This window comes from Streptomyces sp. NPDC003042 (genome assembly GCF_053591315.1).
This window is the reverse complement of the sequence record NZ_JBSFTP010000055.1, coordinates 18,662-45,122: the sequence shown is the minus strand read 5'-3', so window position 1 is coordinate 45,122 and position 26,461 is coordinate 18,662. Positions and strand designations below refer to the sequence as shown.

27 protein-coding genes, 1 tRNA gene and 7 pseudogenes are annotated in these 26,461 nt (G+C 69.0%); 13 read left to right on the top strand and 22 right to left on the bottom strand.

What is annotated here, in order from left to right:
- Nucleotides 1–208 precede the first annotated feature (208 nt).
- From ACWDYJ_RS24735 to ACWDYJ_RS24725, 3 genes and pseudogenes are all read right to left on the bottom strand, one after another.
- Nucleotides 209–622 (bottom strand): VOC family protein, encoded by a 414-nt coding sequence (locus ACWDYJ_RS24735; protein WP_451567771.1) that lies wholly within the window; start codon nt 620–622, stop codon nt 209–211.
- Nucleotides 619–1,203 (bottom strand): dihydrofolate reductase family protein, encoded by a 585-nt coding sequence (locus ACWDYJ_RS24730; protein ID WP_451567770.1) that lies wholly within the window; start codon nt 1,201–1,203, stop codon nt 619–621. Before ACWDYJ_RS24730 ends, ACWDYJ_RS24735 begins: the two co-directional genes overlap by 4 nt.
- A 135-nt stretch (nt 1,204–1,338) precedes the next feature.
- A pseudogene (locus ACWDYJ_RS24725) lies at nt 1,339–1,503 on the bottom strand (IS256 family transposase); the annotation flags it as partial.
- Nucleotides 1,504–1,716: 213 nt separating this feature from the next.
- Here ACWDYJ_RS24725 and ACWDYJ_RS24720 point away from each other — a divergent pair.
- On the top strand, nt 1,717–2,103 hold the full coding sequence (locus ACWDYJ_RS24720; RefSeq protein ID WP_451567769.1) for an Imm49 family immunity protein: 387 nt from the start codon (nt 1,717–1,719) through the stop codon (nt 2,101–2,103).
- A 46-nt stretch (nt 2,104–2,149) separates the two neighbouring features.
- Here the strand turns inward: ACWDYJ_RS24720 and ACWDYJ_RS24715 are convergent.
- Nucleotides 2,150–2,515: pseudogene (locus ACWDYJ_RS24715) on the bottom strand (transposase); the annotation flags it as partial.
- Between the two features lie 62 nt (nt 2,516–2,577).
- Nucleotides 2,578–3,143: pseudogene (locus tag ACWDYJ_RS24710) on the bottom strand (HAD family hydrolase).
- Between the two features lie 181 nt (nt 3,144–3,324).
- Here ACWDYJ_RS24710 and ACWDYJ_RS24705 point away from each other — a divergent pair.
- The gene (locus ACWDYJ_RS24705) at nt 3,325–3,531 is read left to right on the top strand and encodes a carbohydrate-binding module family 14 protein (RefSeq protein ID WP_451567768.1); all 207 of its coding nucleotides are present in this window, start codon (nt 3,325–3,327) and stop codon (nt 3,529–3,531) included.
- A gap of 409 nt (nt 3,532–3,940) precedes the next feature.
- On the opposite strand, the gene ACWDYJ_RS24700 is transcribed toward ACWDYJ_RS24705, so the two are convergent.
- Nucleotides 3,941–4,423 carry an Imm21 family immunity protein gene (locus tag ACWDYJ_RS24700; RefSeq protein ID WP_451567767.1) on the bottom strand — a complete coding sequence of 161 codons (483 nt, stop codon included), beginning with the start codon at nt 4,421–4,423 and terminating at the stop codon, nt 3,941–3,943.
- Nucleotides 4,424–4,444: 21 nt separating this feature from the next.
- Nucleotides 4,445–5,098 (bottom strand): hypothetical protein, encoded by a 654-nt coding sequence (locus tag ACWDYJ_RS24695; RefSeq protein WP_451567766.1) that lies wholly within the window; start codon nt 5,096–5,098, stop codon nt 4,445–4,447.
- Nucleotides 5,099–5,108: 10 nt separating this feature from the next.
- Here ACWDYJ_RS24695 and ACWDYJ_RS24690 point away from each other — a divergent pair, with 10 nt between their 5' ends.
- Nucleotides 5,109–7,115: a hypothetical protein gene (locus ACWDYJ_RS24690; RefSeq protein WP_451567765.1), complete on the top strand. Its 2,007-nt coding sequence runs from the start codon at nt 5,109–5,111 to the stop codon at nt 7,113–7,115.
- A 24-nt stretch (nt 7,116–7,139) separates the two neighbouring features.
- Here ACWDYJ_RS24690 and ACWDYJ_RS24685 read toward each other — a convergent pair whose 3' ends face one another.
- Complete coding sequence (locus ACWDYJ_RS24685) at nt 7,140–7,721, bottom strand: hypothetical protein (RefSeq protein ID WP_451567764.1); 582 nt, start codon at nt 7,719–7,721, stop codon at nt 7,140–7,142.
- 663 nt (nt 7,722–8,384) lie between these two features.
- On the opposite strand from ACWDYJ_RS24685, the gene ACWDYJ_RS24680 reads away from it, so the two are divergent.
- Both ACWDYJ_RS24680 and ACWDYJ_RS24675 read left to right on the top strand, forming a co-directional pair.
- Nucleotides 8,385–8,600: a DUF6243 family protein gene (locus tag ACWDYJ_RS24680; protein WP_243627090.1), complete on the top strand. Its 216-nt coding sequence runs from the start codon at nt 8,385–8,387 to the stop codon at nt 8,598–8,600.
- Between the two features lie 301 nt (nt 8,601–8,901).
- Nucleotides 8,902–9,499 (top strand): annotated as a pseudogene (locus ACWDYJ_RS24675) (transposase family protein).
- Nucleotides 9,500–9,521: 22 nt separating this feature from the next.
- Here ACWDYJ_RS24675 and ACWDYJ_RS24670 read toward each other — a convergent pair.
- The 4 genes from ACWDYJ_RS24670 to ACWDYJ_RS24655 all read right to left on the bottom strand — a co-directional run bounded on the left by ACWDYJ_RS24670 (nt 9,522) and on the right by ACWDYJ_RS24655 (nt 13,028).
- Entirely contained in the window at nt 9,522–9,821 is a 300-nt protein-coding gene (locus tag ACWDYJ_RS24670) for a hypothetical protein (protein ID WP_451567763.1), read from the bottom strand.
- 422 nt (nt 9,822–10,243) lie between these two features.
- The gene (locus ACWDYJ_RS24665) at nt 10,244–10,708 is read right to left on the bottom strand and encodes a hypothetical protein (protein ID WP_451567762.1); all 465 of its coding nucleotides are present in this window, start codon (nt 10,706–10,708) and stop codon (nt 10,244–10,246) included.
- Nucleotides 10,709–11,595: 887 nt separating this feature from the next.
- Nucleotides 11,596–12,504: a reverse transcriptase domain-containing protein gene (locus ACWDYJ_RS24660; RefSeq protein WP_451567781.1), complete on the bottom strand. Its 909-nt coding sequence runs from the start codon at nt 12,502–12,504 to the stop codon at nt 11,596–11,598.
- Nucleotides 12,402–13,028, bottom strand: coding sequence for a hypothetical protein (locus ACWDYJ_RS24655; protein ID WP_451567761.1), 627 nt, complete (start codon nt 13,026–13,028; stop codon nt 12,402–12,404). The genes ACWDYJ_RS24660 and ACWDYJ_RS24655 overlap by 103 nt, the downstream gene beginning before the upstream one ends.
- A 715-nt stretch (nt 13,029–13,743) precedes the next feature.
- Between ACWDYJ_RS24655 and ACWDYJ_RS24650 the strand changes: the two genes are divergently transcribed.
- Nucleotides 13,744–14,544, top strand: a complete 801-nt coding sequence (locus ACWDYJ_RS24650; protein ID WP_451567760.1) for a hypothetical protein — start codon at nt 13,744–13,746, stop codon at nt 14,542–14,544.
- Between the two features lie 317 nt (nt 14,545–14,861).
- Here ACWDYJ_RS24650 and ACWDYJ_RS24645 read toward each other — a convergent pair whose 3' ends face one another.
- The gene (locus ACWDYJ_RS24645; protein WP_451567759.1) at nt 14,862–15,182 is read right to left on the bottom strand and encodes a hypothetical protein; all 321 of its coding nucleotides are present in this window, start codon (nt 15,180–15,182) and stop codon (nt 14,862–14,864) included.
- Between the two features lie 107 nt (nt 15,183–15,289).
- Between ACWDYJ_RS24645 and ACWDYJ_RS24640 the strand changes: the two genes are divergently transcribed.
- The 4 genes from ACWDYJ_RS24640 to ACWDYJ_RS24625 all read left to right on the top strand — a co-directional run bounded on the left by ACWDYJ_RS24640 (nt 15,290) and on the right by ACWDYJ_RS24625 (nt 17,498).
- Nucleotides 15,290–15,820 carry an SMI1/KNR4 family protein gene (locus ACWDYJ_RS24640; protein WP_451567758.1) on the top strand — a complete coding sequence of 177 codons (531 nt, stop codon included), beginning with the start codon at nt 15,290–15,292 and terminating at the stop codon, nt 15,818–15,820.
- A 296-nt stretch (nt 15,821–16,116) separates the two neighbouring features.
- Nucleotides 16,117–16,911: a bestrophin-like domain gene (locus ACWDYJ_RS24635; protein ID WP_451567757.1), complete on the top strand. Its 795-nt coding sequence runs from the start codon at nt 16,117–16,119 to the stop codon at nt 16,909–16,911.
- A 180-nt stretch (nt 16,912–17,091) separates the two neighbouring features.
- Entirely contained in the window at nt 17,092–17,367 is a 276-nt protein-coding gene (locus ACWDYJ_RS24630; protein ID WP_451567756.1) for a hypothetical protein, read from the top strand.
- Nucleotides 17,368–17,424: 57 nt separating this feature from the next.
- Nucleotides 17,425–17,498: transfer RNA gene (locus ACWDYJ_RS24625), tRNA-Met, on the top strand.
- A gap of 470 nt (nt 17,499–17,968) precedes the next feature.
- On the opposite strand, the gene ACWDYJ_RS24620 is transcribed toward ACWDYJ_RS24625, so the two are convergent.
- Together ACWDYJ_RS24620 and ACWDYJ_RS24615 are read right to left on the bottom strand one after the other, a co-directional pair.
- Nucleotides 17,969–18,436, bottom strand: coding sequence for a S1 family peptidase (locus ACWDYJ_RS24620; RefSeq protein WP_451567780.1), 468 nt, complete (start codon nt 18,434–18,436; stop codon nt 17,969–17,971).
- Between the two features lie 167 nt (nt 18,437–18,603).
- Nucleotides 18,604–18,747 (bottom strand): annotated as a pseudogene (locus tag ACWDYJ_RS24615) (S1 family peptidase); the annotation flags it as partial.
- A 101-nt stretch (nt 18,748–18,848) separates the two neighbouring features.
- Between ACWDYJ_RS24615 and ACWDYJ_RS24610 the strand changes: the two are divergent.
- Nucleotides 18,849–19,366 (top strand): annotated as a pseudogene (locus ACWDYJ_RS24610) (IS5 family transposase); the annotation flags it as partial.
- Nucleotides 19,367–19,381: 15 nt separating this feature from the next.
- Here the strand turns inward: ACWDYJ_RS24610 and ACWDYJ_RS24605 are convergent.
- From ACWDYJ_RS24605 to ACWDYJ_RS24595, 3 genes and pseudogenes are all read right to left on the bottom strand, one after another.
- Nucleotides 19,382–19,612, bottom strand: coding sequence for a hypothetical protein (locus ACWDYJ_RS24605; RefSeq protein ID WP_451567755.1), 231 nt, complete (start codon nt 19,610–19,612; stop codon nt 19,382–19,384).
- Nucleotides 19,613–19,803: 191 nt separating this feature from the next.
- A pseudogene (locus tag ACWDYJ_RS24600) lies at nt 19,804–20,031 on the bottom strand (WYL domain-containing protein); the annotation flags it as partial.
- A gap of 65 nt (nt 20,032–20,096) precedes the next feature.
- Complete coding sequence (locus ACWDYJ_RS24595) at nt 20,097–20,384, bottom strand: helix-turn-helix transcriptional regulator (RefSeq protein WP_451567754.1); 288 nt, start codon at nt 20,382–20,384, stop codon at nt 20,097–20,099.
- 100 nt (nt 20,385–20,484) lie between these two features.
- Here ACWDYJ_RS24595 and ACWDYJ_RS24590 point away from each other — a divergent pair, with 100 nt between their 5' ends.
- Both ACWDYJ_RS24590 and ACWDYJ_RS24585 read left to right on the top strand, forming a co-directional pair.
- Nucleotides 20,485–21,741: an FAD-dependent oxidoreductase gene (locus tag ACWDYJ_RS24590; RefSeq protein WP_451567753.1), complete on the top strand. Its 1,257-nt coding sequence runs from the start codon at nt 20,485–20,487 to the stop codon at nt 21,739–21,741.
- A gap of 357 nt (nt 21,742–22,098) precedes the next feature.
- Nucleotides 22,099–22,377, top strand: coding sequence for a hypothetical protein (locus ACWDYJ_RS24585; RefSeq protein WP_451567752.1), 279 nt, complete (start codon nt 22,099–22,101; stop codon nt 22,375–22,377).
- Between the two features lie 175 nt (nt 22,378–22,552).
- Here ACWDYJ_RS24585 and ACWDYJ_RS24580 read toward each other — a convergent pair whose 3' ends face one another.
- From ACWDYJ_RS24580 to ACWDYJ_RS24565, 4 genes are all read right to left on the bottom strand, one after another.
- The gene (locus ACWDYJ_RS24580; RefSeq protein ID WP_451567779.1) at nt 22,553–23,992 is read right to left on the bottom strand and encodes an MFS transporter; all 1,440 of its coding nucleotides are present in this window, start codon (nt 23,990–23,992) and stop codon (nt 22,553–22,555) included.
- A 435-nt stretch (nt 23,993–24,427) separates the two neighbouring features.
- On the bottom strand, nt 24,428–24,730 hold the full coding sequence (locus ACWDYJ_RS24575; RefSeq protein WP_451567751.1) for a hypothetical protein: 303 nt from the start codon (nt 24,728–24,730) through the stop codon (nt 24,428–24,430).
- Nucleotides 24,731–25,351: 621 nt separating this feature from the next.
- On the bottom strand, nt 25,352–25,558 hold the full coding sequence (locus tag ACWDYJ_RS24570) for a Trm112 family protein (RefSeq protein WP_451567750.1): 207 nt from the start codon (nt 25,556–25,558) through the stop codon (nt 25,352–25,354).
- Nucleotides 25,555–26,460, bottom strand: a complete 906-nt coding sequence (locus ACWDYJ_RS24565; RefSeq protein ID WP_451567749.1) for a DMT family transporter — start codon at nt 26,458–26,460, stop codon at nt 25,555–25,557. Before ACWDYJ_RS24565 ends, ACWDYJ_RS24570 begins: the two co-directional genes overlap by 4 nt.
- Nucleotide 26,461 lies beyond the last annotated feature (1 nt).

The window sequence follows — 26,461 nt, the reverse complement described above, 5'->3', positions numbered from 1 at the left end:
TGGTCGAATCCCCGCGCTGACTTCGTGGGCCGGTCCTCCGCCGCGTGTGTCGCCGCCGGTTGCGCCGGTCGGCACCCGACGGCGACACGACGCCGTGCCGCCTCGGCCGTCTCAGCTGGACGACCTCGAGTTCGTCTGGGGGCCGCCCACCCGCCTCAGCCGGTGAAGCGTCGACGTGCCACACGGAGTCTTCCGCGCGGCCCGCTGCTCAGGAGAAGTCCGCGGCGGTGATGCCGTCGGGGTGTCCGGGCGGCCACTCCACCAACTCGATCCGGTAGCCATCCGGGTCGGTGAGCCACGACGTCTTCGGGCCGCGAGGGCCGCCCGGGTACTGGACAGGTCCCGGCTCCAGGCCGGCGCCGGTCAGCCGCTCCAGGGTGGCGGCCAGTGTGTCCACCTGGATCGCGAGGTGGTCGAAACCACTGCCCACGTCGACGCGTCCGCCGACGGGACGGTGGACCAGTTCGAGCGAGGCCGCCGTTTCGCCGGGGAACTTGAGGATCACGAGACGACTCCCGTCACCGCCCTCGACCCTGCCCAGCTCGACGTAGCCCAAGCCGGTGTAGAAATCGAGCGAGCGGTCCAGGTCGGTGACGCGGTAGGCGACGAAGAGCGTCTTCATGCGGTCTCCTCGGGCCGACGGACACGGTAGCGAAGGTGCGTGACGTCTCGGTCCTCGAGCCGTCGCACAAGGTCGAGTTCGATGTGATCACCACCGAGGTGGTCGAACAGCCGCCGGCCGTCCCCGAGGAGGACCTGAACCAGGTGGATCTCCATCTCGTCCACTTGCCCGGCTCGCAGGAGCGCTTGGGCCGCGCCCGCCCCATGGACCATGACCGGCCGGTCCCCGGCGGCCGCGCGAGCCTGACGGGCGCAGTCCTCGACGTCGGTGACGAATCGCGCGTGGCCGGGTGGCACGTCCCCGTCGTCCACATGGTGGGTGAGGACGAAGATCGGCACACCGTCGTGATGGTCGCCCTGCCAACGCCCGGCGAGTTCGAAAGTCCGACGGCCGGAGATTACCGCGCCGGTCGCCAACGCCTCGCGATAAACCTGTCCGCTGGGACCGTCGGATTCCCGGTCGTCGAGCCAGTTGAAAAGACGTCCACCGCCGCGTCCGAGCTCCTGGCCCGGTCGATCGTCCGGACCGGCGACGTAGCCGTCGAGCGACATCGACATGTACAGCCGAATCGGATTGCCCATTCTGGCCTCCATCTCTCCTCCATGACGTGGGGATGCTCCGCGTCCCACCCTGTAGAGGCGGGAAGTTCACAGGGGAAGACTTCAGGCAGCAGGCAAACTCATCGGCCTGACGAGGCGTAAGCCAAGAGCAGTCGATCAGAGGGCGACGAGGTGGGGGTGCGTTCACGGCCCGCCAGCGGGCCGGGGCGGACTCGACGAGCTTGAACACCATGGCCAAGGCGGCGGCCGCGCTGCCTGGCACCCCCTGGTGACCTTGGTCCGCAGGCGGACAGTGGCGAAGGTCGACTCGGACGCCGTAGTCGGAGAGGGCGCGGAGGAAGACCGAGGTGGCCGAGAAGCCGGTCATCAAGGCGGCGACAAGGGTGACTACTACGGCTGTGGTGGGCATCGGCGGAATCGGGTGATTGGCCCTCTGCTGCGCGAGGACTATGCGCCCGCCATCCGTGACGGCGTTCCGTACTCGAAGCGGGAGTCGGTTTCCGACCCGGCCGACCTCGCCGCGATGAACGCGTTGTGCGGCTACCTGACCGTCGTCCAGGGGCGCCATCCCGGCGCACTCCCCGGCCCGTGCCGCTGGGCAAGCCGGACGCCGCCGAGCGGGCGCGTACGGCCGAACAGCTCGATGCGGCCGGGACGTTGACGCCGGACCAGCGGCTGTTGCGCGTCCTGCTCGACGACGACCAGGCCGCGTTCGAGCAGGCCCTTGAGGAACGACTCGTGGCGCATCGCGAGAGCGTCGGCGCCGACCCGGCTGCTGGGAGCCTGCTTCCGGTGGGGGCCCGTCACGCTGGCCGCCCTTGCCTGTCCCGCGCACGGCTGGCAGTTGGGCATCCGGTCCGCTTATCTGCCCGAAGCGCTGGTGAGTGCCCCGCAGCAGTAAGACCGTGTCCTACGTGGTGAGGCGGACGAGGCGTTTGTAGCAGCACAGGGCTGCGGCGAGACCGAGGTTCGCCTCCGACAGGACGTGCTTCTTGGAACCCGGCTTGCCCCGGTCCACGGGGCTCGGACCGGTGAGTTCGCCCGCTTTTTAGCCCTCACGTGGGCGGAGTCAAGGACCGCTCGGGACAAGTCGAGGAGACCGGCGTCATCGAGGCGGTGCAGGATCTCCTCGTGCAGCCGGCCCCACACGCCGGCCCTCGACCAGATCAGGAACCGGCGGTGGGCTGTCGACTCCGATATCCCGAAGCAAGGCGGCAGTGCCCGCCAGGCGCAACCGCTGACCAGCACGCCGCACCCTGGACGGCGGGATCAACGGCTCCGCTATCCCCCACAACCCATCCGGAACGATCCAACTCCACGTACCCCGCCCCATACCGACGTCAACGACGCCTCACCACATAGGACGCGGTCCAAGTGCTCGCGGGAGGCGGGGTCTCAGCTGTCCAGCATGAAGCCCAACGGTCCACGGAAGTCACCAGGTTCGCGGTAGTGCACGCCGGTCATCCCGAGCCCGACTGCCGCTTCGATGTTCTCAAGCCGGTCATCCACGAAAAGGCACCGGTTCATGGGGACACCCGCCTGCTTGGACGCGATCTCATAGATCTTCCGTTCCGGCTTGGCCACTCCCACCCGGGCGCTGCTGACGACGTGGTCTGCGAAATCCGTCAGACGCAACGACGCCAGATCGTCTTCCAGTTAAACGGCGCGTTGGTAACCAGCACCAAGGGCATGTGCGCCCGCACGTGAAGAAGCATGGCCACCACAACGTCGTCGGCCCAGAAAGGCGCCTCCGCGAGCGCCGTACCCAGAGCGCGCGCCTGTACCTCCGGTACCCGGCCTGCGAGGCCGATGACGATGGACTCCACCCACTGCTGCTTGGTGATCGTGCCGATGAGTAGTGGCAGGTCTATCTCCGGAGCAAACGCCACCCTCGCGGTTGTGCCCTCCGCCAGCCCCGCACCACGCTCCAGGTTTGCCAGCTGAGTCGTGTCGTATCGAATGCGTGAGCCGTTGAGGAGGGGGCGTCCGGTGTCGGTCTTGAGGTGGCCGGGGCCCTGGTGCGTTTCCTATCTGCTTCCGACGACGGACTGATGATGATCAAGGCTTCCCGGATGGCGGCGTCCGCCCTTCTTGTGGTGGGCGCTCTGTGCCCTGCCCGCGTACAGCGCCTCAGCGCAGTCCATGGCCTCAGGGGACTGCGAGAACGAAGACGACCTCTTCGCGCACCCGGACGAACCCGAGTACTACTACCACTGCTCGCACGGCGTGGCGTACCTGAAGAAGTGTTCGGGCATCCTGCACTTCAACCCGATCCTGCAGATCTGCGACTGGCCGGAACACGCAGGCAACCCCGCCGCTTGGCGGAACCCGGGTGCCGAGCGGAGCTGATGGGAACGGAGCGTGCTGGTGGGCAAGGCCCGCCGCCAGCACGGGACCCAGCGCTGTTCAGATCTACCTCGACCGCGACTGCCAGGGGCCAGCGCGACCCTGGATGAAGGCTCGTACGACGTCCAGCACCTGGAGACCCGGAGTGTGGGTAACAATGCCATCAGCTCCCAGCGAGTGGCCGACGGGCCGTACGGCCGTCGCCAAACCTGGCGGCTGCGCCGGGTCGTCGCTCCCGGCCGGCACCGCTCCTCTCGGCGGATGCGGCCAGAAGACCCTGCCGCGTCAGGCTCCGGGGCGGGCCGGCTTCTGCTGCGACTCCAGGAGCCGGGCGCGGCACTCCTGGCAGAGCGGGTTCCCGCCGACCCCATGCCGACAACATGTTCGATGACTTTTCTGCGCCAACGTCGGTTCAGGGCAGCTCAACGAATCGGTGGACGCGAAAGGACGTCAGGGGGTCGGGTTCGATGCTTGCCGAGTCCACGCGGTAGCGGCCGGCGCGGAGTTCGAGAACGGTGCTGTCCGTGAGTGTCCCGACCTCGGTGCCGAAGTAGGCGGCGTCGAACATGACGAGCTCGCCCGTGGTGCTCAGCACGGGTCCTTCTTCCCACTCGGCGGTGGGAAGGCCGGCCAGGATGATGTCAGCGACACCTTCCTCGCCCTCCGCGTGGCACCAGCGGACGAGGACTCGGTCCTCGGGAAGGTAGGCGGTGGAGAGAGGTTCGTCCCCCAGGACGAGCGCCTCGGCTCCGTCAGGCAGTTCGAGCACTCCCACGAGGTCCATCACCTCGCAGGCCCGGTCGTAGTCGCCCTCCGTTCCCGTCCAGTGCGACAGCGCGGCGTGCGGAACCACGATGAAGGGGCCGCCCTCCGTCTCCAGCCATGTCAACGACATGCCGCCTCCAGCTTCAAGGTCTCAGTTCCGTCGCGACAGCGTATGTGCCGGGTCGGACAGGGCGGCCTCGTGCCCGGGGTGCGCGGTGACGGGCATCGAGGAGGTCGTCACGTTGGGAGCTTTCGGCGCCGTGTGGGCCGTACTCGCTGGACACGCCGAGGACCTCTGCACCCACCAGGCGGAGCACCAGCAGATCACTTCCTCTGCCAGCGCCTGCCGTGCTGTCGCGGCCACGGGGTGGGTGAGGATCTTCTTCGCGTCGGCCCGTGCCTGCCCCCGGTCGATGAGCCAGTCCTCTGCGGCCCGCTGCTCGATCTGGTGAATGTCGCCGGCCGCCGCGAACTCGGTGACGCAGGAGCGGAGCTCGGGGTGGGTATGGCCGGCGGCGTGGAGGTGTCGGGCTTGGGCAGGGCCCGCGCCGAGGGTCATGACGGCGATGTGCTGGTGCGGGTACTGGCGCTCGGGGTCCCCCGTGGCGACGTATCCCCCGCCGACGTCCGGCTGTTCGTCTTCGGCGGCGAGGGTGAGGCGCTGCCGTGTCAGGCCGACGGCGAGGGCAAGGACACCGTGTGCCGCCTCGTGGATCGCGGCGGAGTGCCAAAGCAGGACCTCACCCCCCGCTCGCTCGCCGACATCGAGTTCAAGGGCTGGCGCCTCCCGACCTCGGTTCGGCAAGATTTCCGGCATGGGGATACGCCGAGCGATCCAGCGCCGCCTGCTGTGGTCCGGGGCAGGCGCGGTCGCGGTGTGGCTCCTGGCGTTAGGGTTTTGGGGCGGCTGGGACGTCGCAGATCCCGTCGCCAGTGTCGTGGGAGCCCTCGCAGGCGCAGCGGGCCTCTCCTACGCCCTCGTTGCTCCGCTGGACACGGAGCAGTTGGCCGACCGGCTGGCGGGCGAAGTCGTGCGGCGGGAGCAGGGCGAATACGTGCGGTGGCTGGACGGGAGTACCGGTGGACGTATCGACCTCGCCTACACCGTGCTGGTCCACGGCCAGGTCGAAGGGGCGCCGGCCGAGGGCCGACTGGGTGACCTGACCGCACTGCACGATCGCCTCTCACCTCCGCGCATGGTCATCACCGGCGCCGACATCACGGACGATGCCGGGACAGGAAAGTCCCTGGCGGCCCTGTCAATGGTGCTCGACCTCGCACGGGACAGGCAGCCCGGACAGGCCGTCGCCCTGCGCATGGCAGCCACATCGTGGACCGGCCAAGACCTGGAGAATTGGCTTGTCCGGCACCTGGTGACAGCGTTCGGCGTGGGCAGCGGGCCGGCACGACGGTTGGTGGAGGCACGCCTCGTGCTTCCCGTCGTCGACGGCCTCGACGAACTGGACCCGCCGGGCACCGCCCCCTACTCCAGCCGGGCCGCCGAACTGGTGCGCCTGTTCAACAACTGGCAGCACGGCACGCAACCGGCCGCCGTGGTCGTCACGTGTCGACGCGGCGTCTACGACGGCCTCGTCAGCGCAGAGGCGCACCTGCGGGCCGCCGCCGTGGTGCGGCTGGCGCCGGTTGACGCAGACCAGAGCCGCACATTCCTCCAGAGGAGCGTGGCCGACACCGAGGCGGGACTGAGCCGCTGGCAGCCGGTGCTCGATGCGCTGGCCACCGCCCCGCAGGGGGCCGTAGCTGCGGAAACGCCAGCCGTTGTCCGGCTGCGCCAGGCATTGGCGACACCCTGGCGCCTGTCGCTCGCCGTGGCGGTCTACCAGGAACGTACCGCTGACGGCCACTATCGCCGCAATCCCGCAGAACTCCTCCCTCTCGCCGAATCCGGCACGCTTCACCAGCACCTCCTCGACCTCTACATCCCAGCGGTGCTGGCCGCACGGGGAAGTGAGACCGTAGACCCCAACGGCCCGGCCCGACGCTGGCTGGCCGTACTGGCCTCCTACCTCGACGACAACCGCAACGGCCGACAGGCGGAGGGCCGCACGCTCTCCGCCACGGACCTCGTGCTGCCCGAGCTGTGGCCCTTGGTCGGGGCGCAGCGCACCAAACGCGCCATCCGGTGGGCCTGCCTCGCCTGGGCCGCAGCGATCGAGCTCGCGGTGGTGGTCCGAGCGGCCGCGACCTCCTGGGATCAACTCGGCTTCTCCTTCCTACCGCTGTTCGCCCTGCTGTTCGCGTTCGGGCCGGACCTGTGGGACGGCGATGACCGCATGTTTCTGCGACCGAACCGCTTCGCGCTGGGATGCGCCTTGGGTTGCGTCCCTCTCGTGCTCATCGGGTTGTTCGTTCCCTCGACGGGTTCGACGGCCGACTGGGCGACGGCTGCGGCAGCCTTCGGGCTGATGGCCGGTGGCGCCATGGGCGTTGCTGTCGCGCCCGACGAACGACGAGACGGGCCCCGCGCCCTGGTGCGCAGCGACGCGGTCTCCTGGGCCCTGTTCCTGGGAGACCTCGTGGCGATCTCCGCTCTGCTGGGCTACGGGATAGCCGGTTGGCGGGGCCTCGTTTCGGCGCTTCTGCCCCTCGCGCTCTTCGGTCCGGTCAGCTTCCACACGTTGTCGTTCCGGTACATGGTCTTTCTCGTGCTGGCCCGCGGGATGCTGCCATGGCGGCTCGGCCGTTTCCTGCACGCGTGTCACCAGGCCGGGATACTGCGCACGGCCGGTGCCGCCTACCAGTTCCGGCACCACGAACTCCAGGACCACCTAGCGAGCCAGCGGGACCGCGCGGACGTGTGACAGTTGTCCACAAACGTTCAGCGATCAGGCGGCCAGATCGTCGAGCAGATGAGCGAGCGGGCGAGCGGGCGAGCGGGCGAGCGGGCGAGCAGGATCTGCTGACCGAATTCGGTGAGGTGCATCCGGTGCCCGCACTGACCGCGGGTCAAGAGCCGCCCCCGCAGGTCTCGTTCCAGGTGCTGCGGTTGTACCGTCCACCGTGGACGGGGACGTGCCCACGGCGCGGCAGTACGCCGCGAGAGTGGGACAGTCCGCGGCCCCCTTCGCCGGAAACTCGGCGCTGCCCGACCGGAAGCCGTAGAGGACTTCGTTGATGTGGGCGGCACGCTCGCGAATCGCATCCAGCTCCTCGTCGGTGAGCTGGGCCAGGACGATGGAGGCCGTTTCGCGCGGGTCGTCGGACGCGGGGCCGGGCCCTTCCGCGATGACGGTGGCCCGGCCGGAGACGAGTACCTCCCGCAGCGACCACCGGAAACGGCGCTCGGTCCGATCGCGCACCAGGACCTCGTTGCCGGCAGCGGAGCCGAACATCTCCTCCGCCGTGACGACTTCGCCGTCGTACTTCAGCCTCGTGCCCACGCCGACGCGTACCGCTGAGTCGTTCACGTGCCCTCCCGAGCGAGGCTCCCGCCCATGAACCTTCGTTTCGCCTTCCGTAGCGTTGATGTCCTGCCCACGGTCCTCTGCCGCCGGGGGAGGATCGCGTCTCCCCGAGCCGGTCACAGCAGCCGGCCCTTGCCTCAGCTCGTGGCGCTCCGACACGGGCACAGCCAGATCCGTCACGAATTGCTGGCACCACAGCAGCCGCAGGACGGCCGCCCGCACCCTCCACTCCGGATGATGCGGAAGGCCCGGAACGCCTCGCCGGGAGGCTTGCCCACGGGAGCTGACCTGCAACAACGGACAGTGTCCGATTTGAGGGGCTCCCACCTCCAGCAGTGCCTCCGACCCCCGCCCGGGACAACCGTCCAGCCAACGGTTCAGCCACCCTCCGGTGCAACCCTCCGCGTGCGGACACGGCGCCGCGGGCTCGGGCACGGGCTCGCCGACCGCTGACGCCGGGCGCTCGCCGAAGGCCCGGCCGACGCCGGGGCGGCGAAAAGGTTGGTGCGCGGGACCGACGGAACCGGGTAACGTCTTTGTCATGTTCTTCCAGACGCCGATTTACGAGTGAGAGCGTGACGGGCCCCTGCTGACGTCCTTCGACGTCGCCGCCCGTCCCCCACCGATGAATCCGTAGATCACTTCACATCATTACCGGGAGAACCCATGACCGTGAGCAAGAACATCAACAATCCCGTGGGCATGGGCGGCGGCCAGCGCAAGAAGCTGTCCCGCGCCGAACGGCAGAACAACGGTCCGCACCGCAACCTCGACCGCCAGGGTGCAGCCGACCAGAAGGCGGAGCTGGTGCGCAAGATGCGCGAGAAGGCAGGCGCAGCTGAGGGCGCCGGGCAGGCGGGCGACGACACCGCACAGAGCTGACGCACCGCCGCCGCAGGGCGGCACCGCACGGGCCAGAGCCCGGACCGCGACGCGCGGTCCGGGCCCTGCTGCCGCACCGGGGCTCTGCTGCCGTACCGGGCGCGGCCGGTCCCGCTCCGCTCTCGGCCGACCACCCGCGTCTCAGCCGACCACCCGGGGCCGCCGCAGATTCGGCAGCCCCGCCACCGCCACCACCCCGAGCTGCACCAGCAGCTCAGCGCGTTCCCCTTGCCCAGCCCGGGCGACACCGCAGCTAAAGGGCTGTCCCGTAACTACGGGTTGCGGCTGAGATGATCTTGCGGTGGCTGGTGTGATCACGGCGTCGGAACCGTCTTGGATAGCTCCGTTCAGTGGGCTGAGCCCGCGCGACTTCCGCAAGCTCATGGCGCCTGACGCTGCGCCAGCTCGCTCCGCTGTTCGTTGTATCCAAGTCCGCGGCCGACCGCATCATCGATCATGTCGGCCCGCTGCTCGCGCTCCAACAGCGGCACCGCTTCCGCAAGGACGCCGTCCTGATCGTTGACGGCACTCTCTGTCATCGACGCCGACACCCGCTTGGTCGTCGTGGTCGCCAGGCCCCTTCCCGGAAATCGCAACGACTATAAGGCCTGGGCAGAGTCTGGCGCCAAGGCGGCCATTGGCATGGCGACCGTCATCGCCGACGGCGGATCCCCGGGCACCGGCCTCGTCATCCCGCACCGTCGGCCCAAGGGCGGAGTGCTTACCGAGTGGCCGGTGGAGCACAATCGCGAACACAAGAAGGTCCGCGCCCGTGTCGAGCACGTCTTCGCCGAATGAAGGCTTGGAAGATCCTGCGTGACTGCCGACTCAAAGGCGAAAGCGTCCACCACGCGATGCTCGGCATCGCCCGCCTGCACAACCTGGCCTTGCGAGGATGACGCAGGGGCAGGCCAGCCAGCGTCAGTCGATTATTGGGCCGGCAGCCGACCAATGCTGGCCACGGGGCCTCTGATGTCCGGAATCCAGCCGAGTGCCGCTCGCATCGACGACTGCGTAGTCGACAACGATCTTGTGCGGATCGCCGTCCTCATATAGCCACACGGCGACGCAGCCCTTCGAGACATAGGTATCGAACCAGACATCGATGCCCTCCGCCTCAGAACGGACTGTGAGTGCCTCTCCTGGCTTCATCCAGTAGTCCTCGCAGTACGGCTCGATGAAGAGGCAGAGCTCGGTGTCGCCCCGGTTCTCTACCGGCATGCTGCTGCGACTCACTGATCCCCCAAGATCGACGCCCCTCGGCACCTTGACACACTAGCCGCCAGTGCTGTTGCGCTACTGCGGGGGACATCACTCTCGCGTTACGGGACAAGCCTTACGCGCCGGACAGCGCGCAGCGCCGCCCGAGGCGCTGGAGGAACGGGCTCGGTACACGGGGCAGATCACCACACGGGGCTGCACGAGGCCTTGGAGCTCACCCCCAGCGGCCGCCCTTGACCCGGGGCGGGAGCGGCGGCCCGCCACGCCGCCGCCCGCGACGTCACCCAGCACCCGTTGCGACGTCCCGACGCCTCAAGGCCAGCTCCGCGCACCGGATACCGCCGCCGGGGTGCCACTCCATCACCGGGCCGACCACGTCCCCGTGCTCGGCGCACCAGGAGACGGGGACGACTCCCCCGCAGTCATGGCGCTTGCACACGCAGGCCTCCCCCGGGCCGGCGTACGACACCCCGTGGCACCCCCCGCCCGCCGAGTCCACCGAGGCGGCGCCCCGCAGGCCGGCCGGCCGGCCAGGACAGCGTCACCCGCAGGTCGCCCGACCCCGACCGGAACCGCTCCACCAGCCTCACGTCGCCCAGCACCGCCAACGGTCCCGCGCCCGGCGCGGTCAGCCGGCGCACCGACGCCCCGAACTCCCCGCCCGCCAGCCCGGCCAGCGCATCGGCGTCCGCCTCAGTGGACCAGCCGGAGACCCGGTCCTCCCCCTCCGCGCCGTCGGCCAGGACCAGCCACGGATCCTCGAGCCGAAACCGGCGCGTACCGCCCCTGGGACCGGCCAAGGCCACCGGCACCCCCATGGGGGCCTTGATCTTGTCGTGGGCGAGGAGCCAGGCGACCACCGCGCGCCGGTCGAACCTCGGATGCATGTGTCCGTGCCGCCCATCGGGTCCGGGAAATCCGCATGCCTACGGCGCCAATTCACAACCGCGGCGCGACCCACCCGAGCAATCCGCCCCACCTCCGCCAGCAGCACCCAGTCCTGGCCCGGAACCACGGGGTCGAGGGCGACGCGCGGGGAGCGGCGGCCCGCCGTGACAGTCCGCACCGCCCGCCACACGGCCCACGCACAGGATGCTGGTGCACGGTTCGTCCGCACCCGGATCGGCGGGCAGTACGGCGTCGCAGCGCGGAACGTGCTGGCCGCCGGGCCGCCCGCTTCACGCTCTGTGCCGGGTGTGAGGGCGCGCGCACGGTAAGACCACAAGTGTCACGCGCGCCCCGTGTCAGGGTCTGAGCCACCTTTCGAGCCTTAAAAAACGGACAAACATGCCCAGATTAGGGGAAGCGTGACACTTAGTCCCAGCACGCGATCGGGGTGGCCTGACAGTGACGCTCCGTCAACGTGATGCGGGTTCCGGCCCTGTGGCGGATCGATCGGAGTGGGGTCGGACGAGAGTGACGGCGGCGCCGATCAGGGTGGGCCGCACTGTGGCGGCCACCGGGTTGCCACGCCCCCGGCTCTGGGGTTCGCCGAGGGTGCAACGCGTGGGGCGCAACACAAGGGTGCAACACGCCTGCTCACGTCGGAGACGAGGTGTTCTCGCAGGTCAGACCCGCAACGGCGGACCTGTTGCACCGTGTTGTCGCACGAGTGCGTTGCACGGCGGCGTTGCACCTCTGGTGAAGTCGGCCCGGGGCGCGGTTCCGGTCTTTCGACCGGCCCGTTTCCCCGGAGCCGCTTCCCGAACCGGGCATGCGACTTGGCACCGCACCCGGCTCTCCACAAGCCCCGAGGGCTTCGTGGTGGTTGTTCTCATCCTTCGGTCGGCCAGGGAGTGGGGATTGCTGCGCCCCGGTAGCGGTAGCGCGTGGTGCCTACCGTGATCGGGTCGAACAGCTCCCTGTTCTCACTGGTCCACCAAGATCTACGGCCGCAGTACTGCCGATAGATCTTCCCCCGGCCCGTCTTGGGGTGCTTGCGCTGCACCCATCCCCATACCGTGTGCCACATGTAGTGGCGCAGGTAGGAGAAGGTCGCGTAGGAAACCCCGGGACGGAAGTAGGCGCACCAGCCCCGTACTGCCGGGTTGAGCCGGAGTAGCAGGGCGTCGAGCGGCTGGTTCGTGCCGACCTCCCGGCACAGTGTCTTGACCTTGGCCATGACGGCCCGCAGGGCCTTCTTGGCCGGGTAGGTGTAGACGTAGGACCGGTCGGTGCCTGGTTTCCGGTGGCGCTGGATGTGCCAGCCGAGGAAGTCCAGGCCCTGCTCGATGTGGGTGATCAGCGTCTTCTCCGGCGAGAGGCGCAGGCCCATCGTGGAGAGGACTTCCGCGATCTCTTCGCGTAGCGTTTCGGCGTCTGCCTTGGTGCCGTGAACCATCAGGCACCAGTCGTCCGCGTACCGGACCAGCCGGTAGTTGGGCAGACCTCGGCGTCGACGCCTGCGGCGCTCGTTGAGATCAGTTCCGGCGCCTCCCGACGCCTGGGCGATGTGCTCGTCCAGGACCGAGAGAGCGACGTTGCTGAGCAACGGCGAAAGGATCGAGCCCTGCGGGGTGCCGGTGTCGTTGTCCCGCAGCATGCCGTCCTCGCTGAGGATGCCCGCCTTGAGGAACGCCTTCACCAGGGCCAGGACGCGTTTGTCCCCGACGCGTGCCCGCACCCGCTCCATGAGAGCGGTGTGTGAGATCTCGTCGAAGCAGGCCTTGATGTCGCCTTCCACGATCCACTCGTACTTCTTGGACGTGAGTAGACGCACCTCTGCCACCGCGTCATGAGCCCCCGGCGGTTCGGGCGGAACCCGTAGGAACACGGGAGGAAATCCGCCTCGAAAATCGGCTCCAGCACCAGCTTCAAGGATGCCTGCACCACCCGGTCGGTGATCGTCGCGATCCCCAGACGGCGCAGCTTGCCGCCCGCCTTGGGGATCATCCGCTCCCGCACCGGCATGGGCTGGAAACTGCGGTCCTTGATCTGCGACCGCAGCACATCGAGGAACTCCTCGACACCGACCCACAGCGCGATGGACGACGCCGTGCGTCCGTCCACCCCGGCCGTGCGTGCACCCTTGTTACCCCGCACCCGATCCCAGGCCACCAACAGGAAGCCGGGATCGGCAACGAGATTGAACAGGTCGTCGAACCTGCGATGAGGATCATCACGAGCCCAACGGTGCAGCTTGGTCTGGATCTTCAGTACCTGACGCTCCGCCTCATACAAGGCGCGCTCCAGCTCGTCGGTATTCACCGGCGACCCTCCCGACATTCCAGTACTTCGGCCACTGACTTGCTGGCCCCCTTTGCCCTGCGACCGGCTTTCCCGGTCTCCACGACGGGTCGTTACTCCCGCGACTACTACGGGGCCTCCGCCCCACCCACGGCCATCAGTCGGCAACGGACCTGCCCACCGCCGAACCGGCTGTCCGGCGGCTCGGGCGACCGCGGACGGTTCCCACGTTCACCACACAATCGATCGGTCAGGGAGACGCCCAGCTCTACTCCGGCAGCATCGCCACGCCTACGCCGCAGGCTTTCAACGTGGCCTCCCCACCGGAACAGGAAATCCGGCTTCGGAGTTGACCCACCCGTCCGAGGACAAGCGGGTCACGCGCTGCATACCGGCCCGTATCCACCAGGTTTGAGCCGGCTCAATGCTTACGGAGCTTCAGCCACTGGTTCGCTTTCGCTGCACCTTCTGACCTCGCTAGACGGGCCCGCACCGTCCGGTAGTCCCGGCACGTCCCGCCGTTGTCGGGGCCGCTTGCCACCCTCCCCGGCGTTCCCCGGGTCAGGCTGCCCCCAGCTTCACCAGGCCGCTGCGACGACCCGGTGGTGGTGGTCTTTCACCTCCACTCGATTGCATAGCGCCTCGTGGCGCACTCCTGTGCCACTGAACCTGGACCGAATGCCATCGAAGATGGACCGAATGCCCATTGTCAGTGGAGTGCGCTTTCCTGTCCGTCATGGAGCTCACGCAATCGATGCTGAACGACCTGCTGGACCGGATCCCCGCCCCGAGTGGATCTCTGAACCTGTCACTGGACACCGACCCGCAAATGCTCGTAGACAGGCTGGCCGACCATTACGGGGCACCACGGACGCTGGTCTTGGACGGCTTCACGGACCCGACCGTGGACGAGTCCCGTGGCGCGGCTCTTCTCACTGTCCTCGAGGGCCGGGGCGAGACGATCCGGGCATGGGCCTACGGAGGTCAGTGGATCGGCGCCGGCACCGCTCGGGACGCGCAAGGGGCCGTCCGGCCGGTGCTGGCCGTCGCGCCGCGGCGGATACAGGTGCCGGCTACAGGGGGGACCAGCCGGGACGAGGACTGGGTTGAGCGGCTTATCGCCATCACCGCCTGGACCTCGCCCCCGCAGCGGCCGGACGTCGACTGGGCGCAGATCGAGGCAGAGGTGGGCACACCCCTTCCCGGCGACTACAAACGCATGGTGGAGACATTCGGGGAAGGCGCCTTCGATGGATACCTCACCCTGAACCAGGAGCCGTGGACCCACCTCCGCGAGGACGGCCTGCTCATCTGGGCAAGCACCGAGCACGAGAACCTGTACTGCTGGCAGACCGACGACAGCACCGACCCAGACCGCTGGTCCGTCGCCATCCGGACCTTCGACGACGACTTCGCCCCCTTCGACTGCTCGGCTGCGGAGTTCATCTGCCGCATCCTCCTCGACCCGCACCACCCGTTCACGATGGCCCACTACTTCGACACCCACTGGTTCATGAACTACCGCGAGAACGAGTGACCCCAACCCTGCCGCCATCGGTTACGCGGGCCCGGGTGAGTGCGCTGTGCCCGCTTCATCCGGGCGCAGAGGCGGACAGGCGAAGCCAGTCCAACTTCGATGGCAAACGGTCCAGGTTCATTGTCGGGGGACACAGGTGTCGACGACCGGTGAAACCGCGTAGCACTCAATCGACCTACGCAATCAGGCCCTGCTGCACCGCCTCCCGGTGTCCAGCCCAATTCAACCCGGTGACACCACAATCACCGCGCGAAGCTGTCCCCACGCTTACCCAACACTGACCTGACCAGCACAAACCCACCACAACTCACCACCACTCACGGGACAACCTCTGCGGCCACCTGGACAACCACGCGCGGCGTATCACCGACGACAATGTGCACCCAGATGTCCTGAGGAACAAGCAAGTTCTGATGCGGAAGGTACATAGATGACTGCCCCTCATAACCATTGCGAGTTCCTGTTTTACAGGGCAGAGGCAGTGACACCTGGGGACACCGATCGCTGACACCGCGTGACGGATTCGCTGGCGCGCCGTCGTACTTCTTTGACACTCCCGCGAGGTCGCCAACCAGAAAGCCCGCTGCGACCGGCTCGACGCCGAGCAGCTCCGCGCGCTCGCCGACCTCGGTATCCACTGGGCGAGCCCTTGAGCGCAGAATCCCGGCCCACGTTCCGATCCACTGTCATACCCGCATGCGAGGGTTGCCCACGGTCGTGCCCACGTAGTCAACCAGGAGAGCAGATGGCAGCCGCCTTGGAAAGATTGAAGGACCTGCTCGGCGAGCCGCCCTGCTGGGGCTGGGCACGGCCGCGCCTCTGGCAGGCCGCCGAGAGGCACCTCGGTGTCCCGCTCCCCGCCGACTACAAGGCGTTCCTCGACCTGTACGGCCCTGGCGCCTTCGACGGCTTTCTCTGGATGAAGCGGCCCCTGGACGGCACGGCGGACGAGCTGGAACGACTCTGGCCCCTGTCCGGCCGGAAGTCCCACCTCGACGATCCAGACCGCTACCCGTTCCCCTTCCACCCCCAGCCCGGCGGCCTGATCGAATGGGGCGGAGAAGAAGAGGGCACCGTCTACTACTTCCTACCCGAGGAAGCAGACCCGGCTGACTGGCGAGTGGTGGTCGAGACGGATGAAGGCGAGTGGCACGAGGCTCCCGGCCCCATCACGGAGTTCCTGCTCAGCCTCGTTGAAGGCCCCCACCGCCCATCCTTCCTGGGCCGCTACCGCCCCGGCCCCACGGTCCGATACCACCAAACCCCCGCCCCCTGACACTTCCGGGTAGGGCCAGAGCGGCGGCAACGGCTCTGATCACCTGGGACCAGTCCACCGCCTGACGAGCAAGGCCCCGGGACGGGGGGCGTCCCGGGGCCGCCAGTCGCGCCACCGCAAGGGAGAGCGGCTGCGGCACGTCAGCCGCCGGAGGCTGTACTCGCCCTCACCCCGCTCAGCCGCGGTCAGCTAGACCCGCTGGACGCGGCGTGCGAGTGGACGCCCGAACACTGGGACGAGCTCATCGACGCGCACGGAGGCGAGGCTGAGGAGCGACGGCGCTCGTTGAGCAGCGCATGATCCTCTGGTTGCTCAATCACCTCAGCACGTTCCTCATCGCCGTCCTCATCGTGGGCGGCCTCACCGCCCTCGCCGTGGTCGGCAGCCTGGCAGCGCGCCGCCGCTTCCCACACCTGGCGCAGGGGGAGCACAACGAGATGGTCGGCGTCGCGCTCGGCATGTTCGGTGCGATCTACGGCATCATCCTCGCCTTTGTCGTCGTCACCCTCTGGACGCAGCTGGAGAACACTCAGAACATCGTCGCCAGCGAGGCCACCGACCTGGCCCTCGTCGTGCGCAGCGCCGACGCCTTCCCGCCGGCCGACCGCGCGAGGGTGCACGAGGCGGTGAGCGCGTACGCGCACGCCGTCGTCGAGGTGCAGTGGCCCCTGATGCGCGAGGGGCGTCCGAGCTACGAGGCCACCGGCCCGCAGACGCACGCCCTGTACGAGGCCCTCCAGGCGTACGAGCCGAAGGGCGCCCGGGCCGAGACCTTCTACGCCGAAGCGGTCACCCGCCTCAACGACGTCGCCGCGCAGCGCCGGGCGCGCGTCACGATGGCCGAGACCTCGCTACCGGTCCTCCTGCAGGTGCTGGTGTACGGAGGGGCGTTCGTGATGGTCCCGCTCACCTTCCTGTTCGGGCTTCGCAGCCTGAAGACACAGCTGTTGTTCGTGTCGGCGGTGGCCGGGCTCATCGGCTTCAGCCTGCTCCTGGTGGTGGCGCTGGACCGGCCCTTCGCAGGGGACCTGAGCGTGAGCCCGGCGCCGTACAAGGAGGCGGCCCTGGCTCAGTTCTGGGCCGCGGGCTAGGTGTGTTGATCACGAGCGTTGTTGACACTCGGCAGGACCGCCCGCAGCACAGGACGGGCAACGTCTGGAAGTACGCGAGGTCAAGCCCGGCGCGTTCCTCGCCGGCTCCCGCACACGGAGAATGTCCCTCAGCGACGAGCGGATCGCGCAGCTGGAGGTGATCGGAACGAGGTGGACGGCATGAACCCCTGGGAACCAGACGAATCGATGCCCGTTCGGCGCGCGGTCGACGGCCGGCTCCACTTCGCCGCCACCGACGTGGCCAACATGCTCCGCGACATCGCCGCCTCCATCACCCTCCACACCCATAACGGCGACCTCACCTGGACCGCAGAAGGCGAGGACGCTCTCTTGCTCGACGCGGACACGACGAACACCGTCGCACGCATCCTCCAGGCCCAAGCCGACCAGATGGACATCCAACTCATCAACCTCACCGGACAGCAGGACGTCTGAGCGGCCATAGAGCTGGCAGGTAGCAGTCCCGCGGTGCCGTAAGGTGGGGTTCACCGACGCGGGGTGGAGCAGCTCGGTAGCTCGCTGGGCTCATAACCCAGAGGTCGCAGGTTCAAATCCTGTCCCCGCTACTACCAAGAAGGGCCCGGATTCCCCAGGATCCGGGCCCTTCCGCCGTATCCCAGCGCCCAGAGCAGGCGCGCCGGAGGGAGGGCGACCTCCGGCTCAGCCTTCGGACGACGGTGGCTGGGAAGGCGTGGTGACCTGCGGCTCCTGGGCGTCGTTGATCTTGCCGGGTGTGTCCGGGCCGGCGGGTGCGCCCGTCGTACGTCAGGAGCACCAGCAGTGCCCCATGCCTCCCCGACCGCCAGCGGTTACACGGCCGGCTCGTAAGACCACCGCGGTGTCCGGGCATCCGGCTCACTCACCGCCGCCCGTACGAGATGGGCGGTGAGGGCATCCCTCAGTTACGCGTCGCACAGCCGCGTCCGCCGCTCAAGGTGGTGGGGATGCCCGTGGCCGCAGCCGAAGGGGTAGCCCTCCGCGGGGTCTACCCGATGGTCGCGCCGTACGCGGTGAGGGCCTCGGTCACCGACTGGTATTAGGTGGTCCCGCCCACGGTGCAGTCACCATCGCCACCCGAGAGGATTCCAACGGCGATGGAGTCGGCGGGCGGGTTCTGGGGGTCGTAGGTGAAGAGGGGCCCGCCGCTGTCACCGGGTTCGGCGCAGGCGTTGGCCTTGACGAGACGGGTGACCCGCCCTTCCTTGTACGTGACCGTCTGGTTGAGGGCGGTCACGGTGCCGAAGTGCACGCCGGTGGCGGCGCCGCTGCGCCCGATCCTGTCGCCCACGACCGCGTCACGGGCCCCGGTAATGGGCAGTGCACTCCCGTTGTAGAGGTTCACGGAGCCCGGATGCGACACAGCGGCCGTGTACTCGGCGATGGCGTAGTCGTTGGAGGGGAAGCTGGATGCGGAGGTCCTCGCGATCTCCTGCCCGCCGCCGTTCTCGGCCCAGCTCTTGACCGGGTTTCCGCAGTGCCCGGCCACGAGGAAGGCGTCCGGCAAGCCGCCCGCGTGACGTTGAAGCCCGCGGAGCATCGGGCCGAGTAGTCCAGGCCGTAGACCGCGTCACCACCCTGGATGAACATCCTGATCTCCGTGGCGCTCCTCTGCAGCTCCACCACCTGGCCGAGAGGCGTGAGGATCGAGTTGAGCTGGGTGAGCTTCATGCCGGTGACGGTGCGGTCGGCGGTGACGACGACCCGGTTCGGTGTGGGGTCCACTCCCCAGGCGGTCCCGGGGATGGCTTCACTGGCGTCCAGTGTGGCCATGGCGGCATCCAGTTCGGCGGGGGAGAACTCGGCGAGGGCACCCACGCTGCCGACAGTGTCAACAGCGTCGTACACAGCAGAGGCACTGGCCGAAGGAGGACAGCCAACGACGGCTGCGAGGAAGCAGGCCGCGGTGACAGCGGCCAGTGTTGTTTCAGCGGGTGGTCCCGGCCGTTCCGGTGCGTCCGCAGGGCGGTGACGGACGGCGGCACGATGATCACCAAGTGCTGGCGGCGATCGTGTTCGTGGCCACGACGGGCTGTACCTGGCGGCAGCTGCCGCCGGTCATCGGTCTGTCTGGACCGACCGCGCACCGCCGGTTCACCGAGTGGAGCCGAGCCAGGGTTTGGGGCAAGCTCCACCGCCTGGTCCTGGACGAACTCGGCGCACGCGGGGATTTGGACTGGTCTCGGTGCGCGGTCGACTCGGTGAACATGCGGGCCCTCAAAGGGGGGACCTGACGGGTCCGAATCCCGTAGATCGCGGCAAGAAGGGCTCAAAGATCCACTTGATCACCGAACGGTCAGGTCTGCCCCTCTCGATCGGGATCTCCGCCGCGAACACACACGACAGCCAGGGCCTCGAACCCCTCGTCCTCGGCATACCGCCCATCCGCTCCCGCCGTGGGCCGCGTCGACGACGGCCCGCCAAACTCCATGGCGAGCTTGCGGAGAGGTGACTACGGTTTTCTTTCGGTGTCCGCGACGATGGCCAATCGGTAGGCAAGTCGGTGGCATGCCTGTGCGAGTTCGGGCGGGTGGAGGTCGGTGAGTTCGGTATCGAAGGTGGCGAGGATCCCGGCGATGCCGGCCCAGGACCAGGCGCCGAGGGTGAGCCGGCAGTGCTCGGTGTCGAGGTGTTCAACGACCGAGCCGCTTGGTGCCCAGCGGGCGACGATGCTGGCCGGCAAGTTGAGCCGGGCGTTGCCGGTGCACTGCCAGGCGGCGGGGTGTCGCCGCGATCGTGACTGCTCATGACGAAGTGAGCGAGGTCGTCGTAGGGGGGCTGGCGCGGACTGAAGCGGTGTGTCGTGGGGCGGGGGCGGAGCCGGTTGACACGGTGCACTCGCCACTGGTGGTCTCCAAGGTCGTAGGCGACCAGGTACCACCGGCCGCCCCAGACGACCAGATGGTGGGGCTCGATGCGGCGGGCGGGCAGGAAGTCGTCGTCGCCGGTTTCGGGGCGTGAGCCGTCGGCGCGAAGCGTTTCGGTGACGAGTACGTGGCGGTGGCTCACCGCGGCCCCCACCGCGGTGAGCGCGGTGGAGTCGATGGGGGGTGCCGGGAACTCCCAGTAGTTCTGCAACCTGGTCAGGCGTAGGGATTTCATGGATTCCCGCAGCGCAGCGGGCATGGCCTGTTCCAGGGTGAGCAGCGCCCGCGCCGCGTCGTCTCTCAGGCCGAACACCGTGCTGGGCGCGGTCTGTAGGGCCACCGCGACCGCAAGGGCCTGATCGTGGTCGAACACCAGCGGAGGAGGGTGTGCCCTGCGCCGAGCGGGTAACCGCCATCGGGCCCGTGGACGGTGGTGATCGGATATCCGAGCTGGCGCAGGGTCTCGATGTCACGGCGGACGGTGCGCTCACTGACACCGAGCCCGGTGGCGAGCTCGCGCAGTGGCCACAGGCGACGCGATCCGAACAGGGACAGTAGCCGCAATGCCCGTCGTGAGGTGCTCGCCATCGTCCCATCATGCCCGGTAGTGGCCACTCGGTGTCCACTACCGGTGCCACGCTGTTGAGTGCCCGTGCAGGCAAGCAGTGGCGGAAAAGGACGGATAGGTATGCGTGTTGTCGTGGTCGGTGGCGGGATCGGTGGACTCGCGCTGGGGGCGGGGTTGCGCCGCAGGGGGTTCGAGGTGGCGGTGTTCGACCGCGACACCGACGTGGCGGCGACAGGCGGTTACCACATCACCCTGGACGAGCGTGCCCAGTCGGCGCTGCGGGAGCTGGCGGCGCCGGAGATCATGCAGCGACTGCTGGCGTCGGCCTCGGCGCTGCGGCTGCGCGACCGCGACGCGTTCTGGGACCGTCGCGGCCGGCTACTCGGCCGCGGGCCGGATCTCAGCGGCGATTCCAGCATCGATGTCGATCGCATCACTCTGCGCATGCTGCTGGCCGAGGAGGTCGGCGATGACCTGCATCTGGGGCGGACGGTGTCCGACGTCGGCCAGGGCGACGACGGCGTACCCCGAGTGCTGTTCACCGACGCCGCACCTGTCTCGGCGGATCTGGTGGTGGGCGCGGACGGCACCCACTCCCTGGTTGCCCAGCACCTGGCGGGAGGCCCGACCAACAGCCCGGCGGGCATCATAGGGTTTTCCGGCCGTACCCTCCGCAGGGACCTGAGTTTCGGTGAACAGCAACGGCTCGGACCACGATCAGGGCTGGCGATCGGCCCACGGGGTGCAGCGCTCTACGTCGGCTTCCTTGACCCAGTCGGCAACGCCGCGCTCGACGCCGCCGAGTTGCGGATGTCCCTCACCACCGGTCCCACCTACATCTGGGGCGCCATGTTCCCCGAATCCCCAGCGACCGACTCCCTACGCGACCTGCGCGGCGGCGAGTTGCAGGCCGCGCTGCTGAGACGGTTCCGCGAGCAGTGCTGGGCCGAGCACACACTCGAAGTCATCGCCCGCGCCGACCCGCACAGCCTGGCCGCGTACCGCTTCAACGCCGCCTCGACCCGCGCCACCGAACTCGCGCCATGGCCAGCGGGCCGTATCGCCGCGCTTGGCGACGCCGTCCACGCGACACCACCCACCGCCGGAATGGGGGCCGGCGCGGCAATCCGCGATGCTGCCGCCCTGCTTCAGCACCTGGGCCACGTCACTGCCGGCGATACCACGACGGCCGAGGCCGTGAACCAATTCGAGGCGGGCATGCGCCAGCGCGGCAGCGAGATCCTCACCCTTGCCATGAGAACGGTCCGCTTGATCCTTGCCACCGACACCACACTCGGCGCCGCCGCTACCGCCGTGACCACCCCGATCCTGGCCGCTTCCGCCCGGCTGCGTCATCGACGATCAATGTCGGCGTAAGCCGCGCGGGCTCGGGGGTCGTGGCCAGCATGCGGCCGCCCAGGGGGCCGGCGGCCGGGTTGGACGAGGTCCGTCTGTCCGACCCAGGGGCAGCAGCCGGGTTACGGGCGTCCCGATTCGCCATTGCCGCTGGACCGACGACTGGACCAGCGGCTGCGGCAGAAAAGATATCCTCCTTATCAAGATCGATCTTCGGAGTCAAGTCACGACTTCACGTGGGGTGACGCACATTCTCACAAGTGATCTATTTGAAGCACATACACCCGACCGCAGTACCGGAGTGCATGAAAACCGAAAACATGTCCTGCCGTATTTCCCGGCGACTTTAAGGCGCTCTTTTCCCGAATGGAGAATTCGATGTCCAAGCCCTTCCGGATTCGTCGTACCGTCCTGGCCATATCGTCCCTGGCGCTGGTGGCCGGCGGCATCGCGCTGCCGGCGACCGCGATGGGGGCGTCTGCCGATGTCCCGCAGCAGGTCGACACTCACGTCCCTGGCGGCGCAGCCGAGGCCCTTGCCGATCAGGGCGGCGCCACCGCCATCTGCGGTGACAGTACAGGCACGGGCAGTGCAGAGATAAAGCAGGAGATCAAGGAGCACATCCTGGAGAAGCTGAAGGAAAAGCTGGCGAATTGAAGGTTGCCGCCCGATAGGGCCTTTGGCGCTCTGCGGGCCGCAGGTCGAAGCCTTTGGCGCTCTTGGGCCGTGCGGCGGTCCGCAGGGTCAGGTCGAGGAGGTCCTGGGGACCATTTCGTCACCAGTCCGATGGCGGCGGCGATACCGATGGGGTGGGGGTGGGGTGGGCGGCAGGTTATTCGGGGGTGCCGATCGGAGGGATGCGGCGCAGGAGGGCTGCCACCGCCACCGCCGTCAGAAGGACAAGGCCCGCGCTGACCAGGGACGCTGTATGGAAGCCGGAGGTGAAGGCGTCCCGCGCGGCCGTGACGAGGTCGGCGCCGAGGGCGGAGGGGAGCCCGGCCGCCGCGTCCGTCGCGCCGCCGATCGTGTCACGGGCCGCGGCCAGCGCCTCGGCAGGAATGCCCGCCAGGACGCCGGCACTCACCTCGTCCCGGTAGACCGCCACCGCGACGCTGCCGGTGCCGGCGATACCCAGGGCCAGTCCGAGGTCGTACGCGGTCTGGCCGGTGGCCGCCGCCGAACCGGCCTTCTCGGCCGGAGCCGAGCCCACCGCGAGCGCGGTACCGAGCACGCTGATCGGGGCGATGCCGAACATGACGAGCGCCAGGCCCAGGGAGACGGCCACGACGCCGGCCACCGTCGAGAGCCAGAAGCCGAGCAGGGTGACGGCCAGACCCGCGAGGATCACGTAGGCGGGGCGCACCCGGCGGGCGAACACAGGGGTCAGCTGAGAGCCGAGGACCAGGCCGGCCGCCCCGGGCAGCAGCCACAGCCCGGCCGCGAGCGGGGAGAGGCCGCCGATGGCGAGGAGGTACTGCGGGACGAGGTACTCGATGCCGTTCAGGGCCATCATGCCGAGCAGCAGGGTCAGCAGGGCGCCGGTGAACACCGGGTTCGAGAAGAGCCGCAGGTCGAGCAGCGGGGTGTCCAGGCGCTTCTGACGGCGGACGAAGAGGGCGGTGAACACGGCGCCGGCCGCGATGGCCGCCAGGTACGGGGTTTGCGGTCCGGACTCGGCGAGCTTCTTGACGCCGTAGACGACCGGGAGGATCGCGAGGAGGAACAGCCCGGCGCTGGGGAGGTCGATCCGGCCGGCGGACGGGTCGCGGTACTCGGGGAGCAGCAGCGGCGCCAGGAGGATGACCGGGACCATGACGGGGACGCCGAGGAGGAACACCGAGCCCCACCAGAAGCTATTGAGCAGCACCCCGCCGACGACGGGTCCCACAGCGATCCCGACGGAGAGGGCGGTGACCCACATGGCGATGGCGGTGGCCCGCTGGCGGGCGTCGGTGAACATGTGGGTGATCAGCGCGAGGGTCGACGGGAGCACTGCGGCCCCCGCCACACCCAGCAGGGCCCGTGCCACGATCAGCGTCTGCGGGTTCGCCGCGTACGCGGCGAGCAGCGAGGCAAAAATCACCCCGGCCGATCCGGCGAGCAGCAGCTTGCGGCGCCCGATGCGGTCACCCAGGGTGCCCATGATCACCAGGAATCCGGCGGTCATGAACCCGTACATGTCCGTGGTCCAGAGCAGTTGGCTGCTGGAGGGGTGCAGGTCGGCGGTCAGGTAGGGCGTGGCCAGCCACAGCACACCGAGGTCGGCGGTCATCAGCGTCACGGGCAGAAGGAGTACGGCGAGCCCCAGCCACTGGCGCGGGCCGGCGTGGGTGGGGAGAACGCGCTTCGGATCGGGCTCGGGTGTGGTTGCGGTCCCGTTCCGCCCCTGCAACGAGCCGCCGCCCGGCATGCGGACGCCGGAGGGCCGGGGGCCTCTCCGGCGTCCGCTGTGTGTGGCGGCTCGCCGGGACGTACTGGCGCTGCCGCCGGTGGCGATGCCGCCGACCGCGCTGTTCTCGGCGTTGGCGTCGCCGCGGGTACCGATGCCGTCGGCGCTGTCGGTAGGAAGGAGAGCGGCGGTCTACTGCGGGACGGCGGCCGGCACGGCCATCGCGGTCGCCGGCAGCGCGATACCGCCACCCACCAGCGCCAGAGAATGGTCGCAGGTTCCCATCCTGTCCCCGCTGCTGCCAAGTAGGCTTCACGCTCATCCCGACCGTCCCCTCCCCCAGCACGGCCAACGCATCAGCGGCCGCCTCCTGCGCCCCAGCCGAGGCGGTTCACCCTCGCCCCGGGCCGCGCGAGCCGTCAGCTCACGATGGACGGCAGCCACGTTGCCCCTCCACAGCCCCAGCAGAGCCCGGACCTCCGAGGTGACCGTGAACCTCCCGTAGTACCGGGTCCGCTCCCACGGCACCGCGACCACGGCCGCGACCACGGCCTCGGCCTGCTCGGCGGCGGCCAGCCACCGCCACACCGCACGCTCCCGCACACCCAACGTCTCAGCCATCGCCCTCACGTGCCGGGTGGTGGGCTTCCCCTCCCCACGCAGAGCCAGTAACCGGCGCACCCCCGGCCCCCGCAACGCCCGAACCGACACCGCCGGCAACACCCCGCCCGAGCCCACCGAGGCCGGTGGCCGTACTTCCTCATCCACCCATCCATCACACCAACCACCCGTCGGCCAATGGATCAGAACTCACGAAACTGAGACAGCATCACCCGGCTGCGATAAACGCCCGGGGCAGCGATCCCATGCCGATCTCTCACACCACTGTCCCGAACCCGAGACATCGCACCCGGCGTTCCCCTGCAGGGGAACGCCGGGCCGGAGGCGCAGTCAGTCGAGGTCGGTGGCGCACCGTCGACGCGGGCAAGCCGGATGGTGCGCGCACCGTCGTGCGGGGCACACTCCGCGGAGCGCCCCGCACCGCCGGAGGTCGGGCGCCTCGCCCGTCCGCCGCCTCGCGCACGAGGCCGCCCCTCGTGAGGCTGCGTCGGGAACGGCCTGAGGAACTGCCGGGGCTTGCTGACGGGCCCTCCTGCCCGGTGCGCGCGGCCCAGGCTCAGCCCTTTCGGCTCCGGTCGCCCGACATGCTCAACCGCCGCGTACCACAGGTGATCACGGAGGTCATGCGTCGTGTTCGCTCTCGACGGCAGGTTCCTCCGCGAGGGCGGGTATGCCGGAGGAGGGGAGCAGTTGCGGGATGCCGTCGACGATCGGGTAGCGGCGGCGCAGGCGCGGGTTGTAGAGGGCGCTTCCTGTCTCGTCGAGGGTCAGCGGGCCCTTGTCGAGGGGGCAGGCGAGGATCTTCAGCAGCGGGTTGTCGGGGTTCATGGCCGGGTTCCTTCGGGAGAGGTGTGGTCTGCGTCGTGTCGCGGGAGGGTGAGGAGGACCGTCAGTGCGAGTACGGTGCCGCCGAGGCGTAGGAGCAGTCGCAGCGGGTCGTCGGGAAGGGGCTCGTCGAAGGCGATGGTGCCGGTCACTACGGCGTAGACGCAGGCGACTGTCGAGCAGACCGGGACGATGAGTGACGCTCTGCAGCGTTGCAGGGCGGTTTGTGACAGCACGAGCCCGCTGACCCCTGTGAGCAGGAGGAGGTAGGGGTAGGGGGTGGCGAACAGGGCCGGGGCGGAGCCCAGGGGGTCAGAGGTGTCCAGGTGCCCTGAGACGCCTTTGATGGCGAGCGAGCTGACGCCGTAGATGAGACCGACCGCGGCCGCGTAGGCCACTCCGCTGGTCGGCTGCCGGTGGCGGCGGCGGGCGCGCTGTTCGGCGGCCGTGTAGAGCGCGAGCCCGGCCGCGAGGGTCGGTACGCACAGGGCCAGCAGGAGGCCCGTGGGTGCGGTGCGGCTGATGTCCTCGCTGGTCCCGTACAGGGAAGACACCACCATCACCAGGGCCAGGAGGATGACGGCCACCGCACGCCGTTCGCGGCCGGAGGGGCGCTCGCCGAGCACTGCCGAGGAGAGCACCAGCAAAAGGACCAGCCCGGACAGGAACAGGCCCTGGGCTGCGGCGATCGGCAGGGTGCGGTAGACGGCCAGCTGGGCGACGAACCCCAGGGCCAGGGCCGTCGCACCACAGATCCACAAGGGCCTGCCGGCCAGGAGGAGCAGGGCCCGGCCCGGCTGTGCGATGCTCAGCGGCGGCATGCCCGCCAGCGCCCGCTTCTCCAGGACGAAGCCGGTGCTGTACAGGACGTTCGCTACCAGCGCGGCGGCCACACCCCACACCACG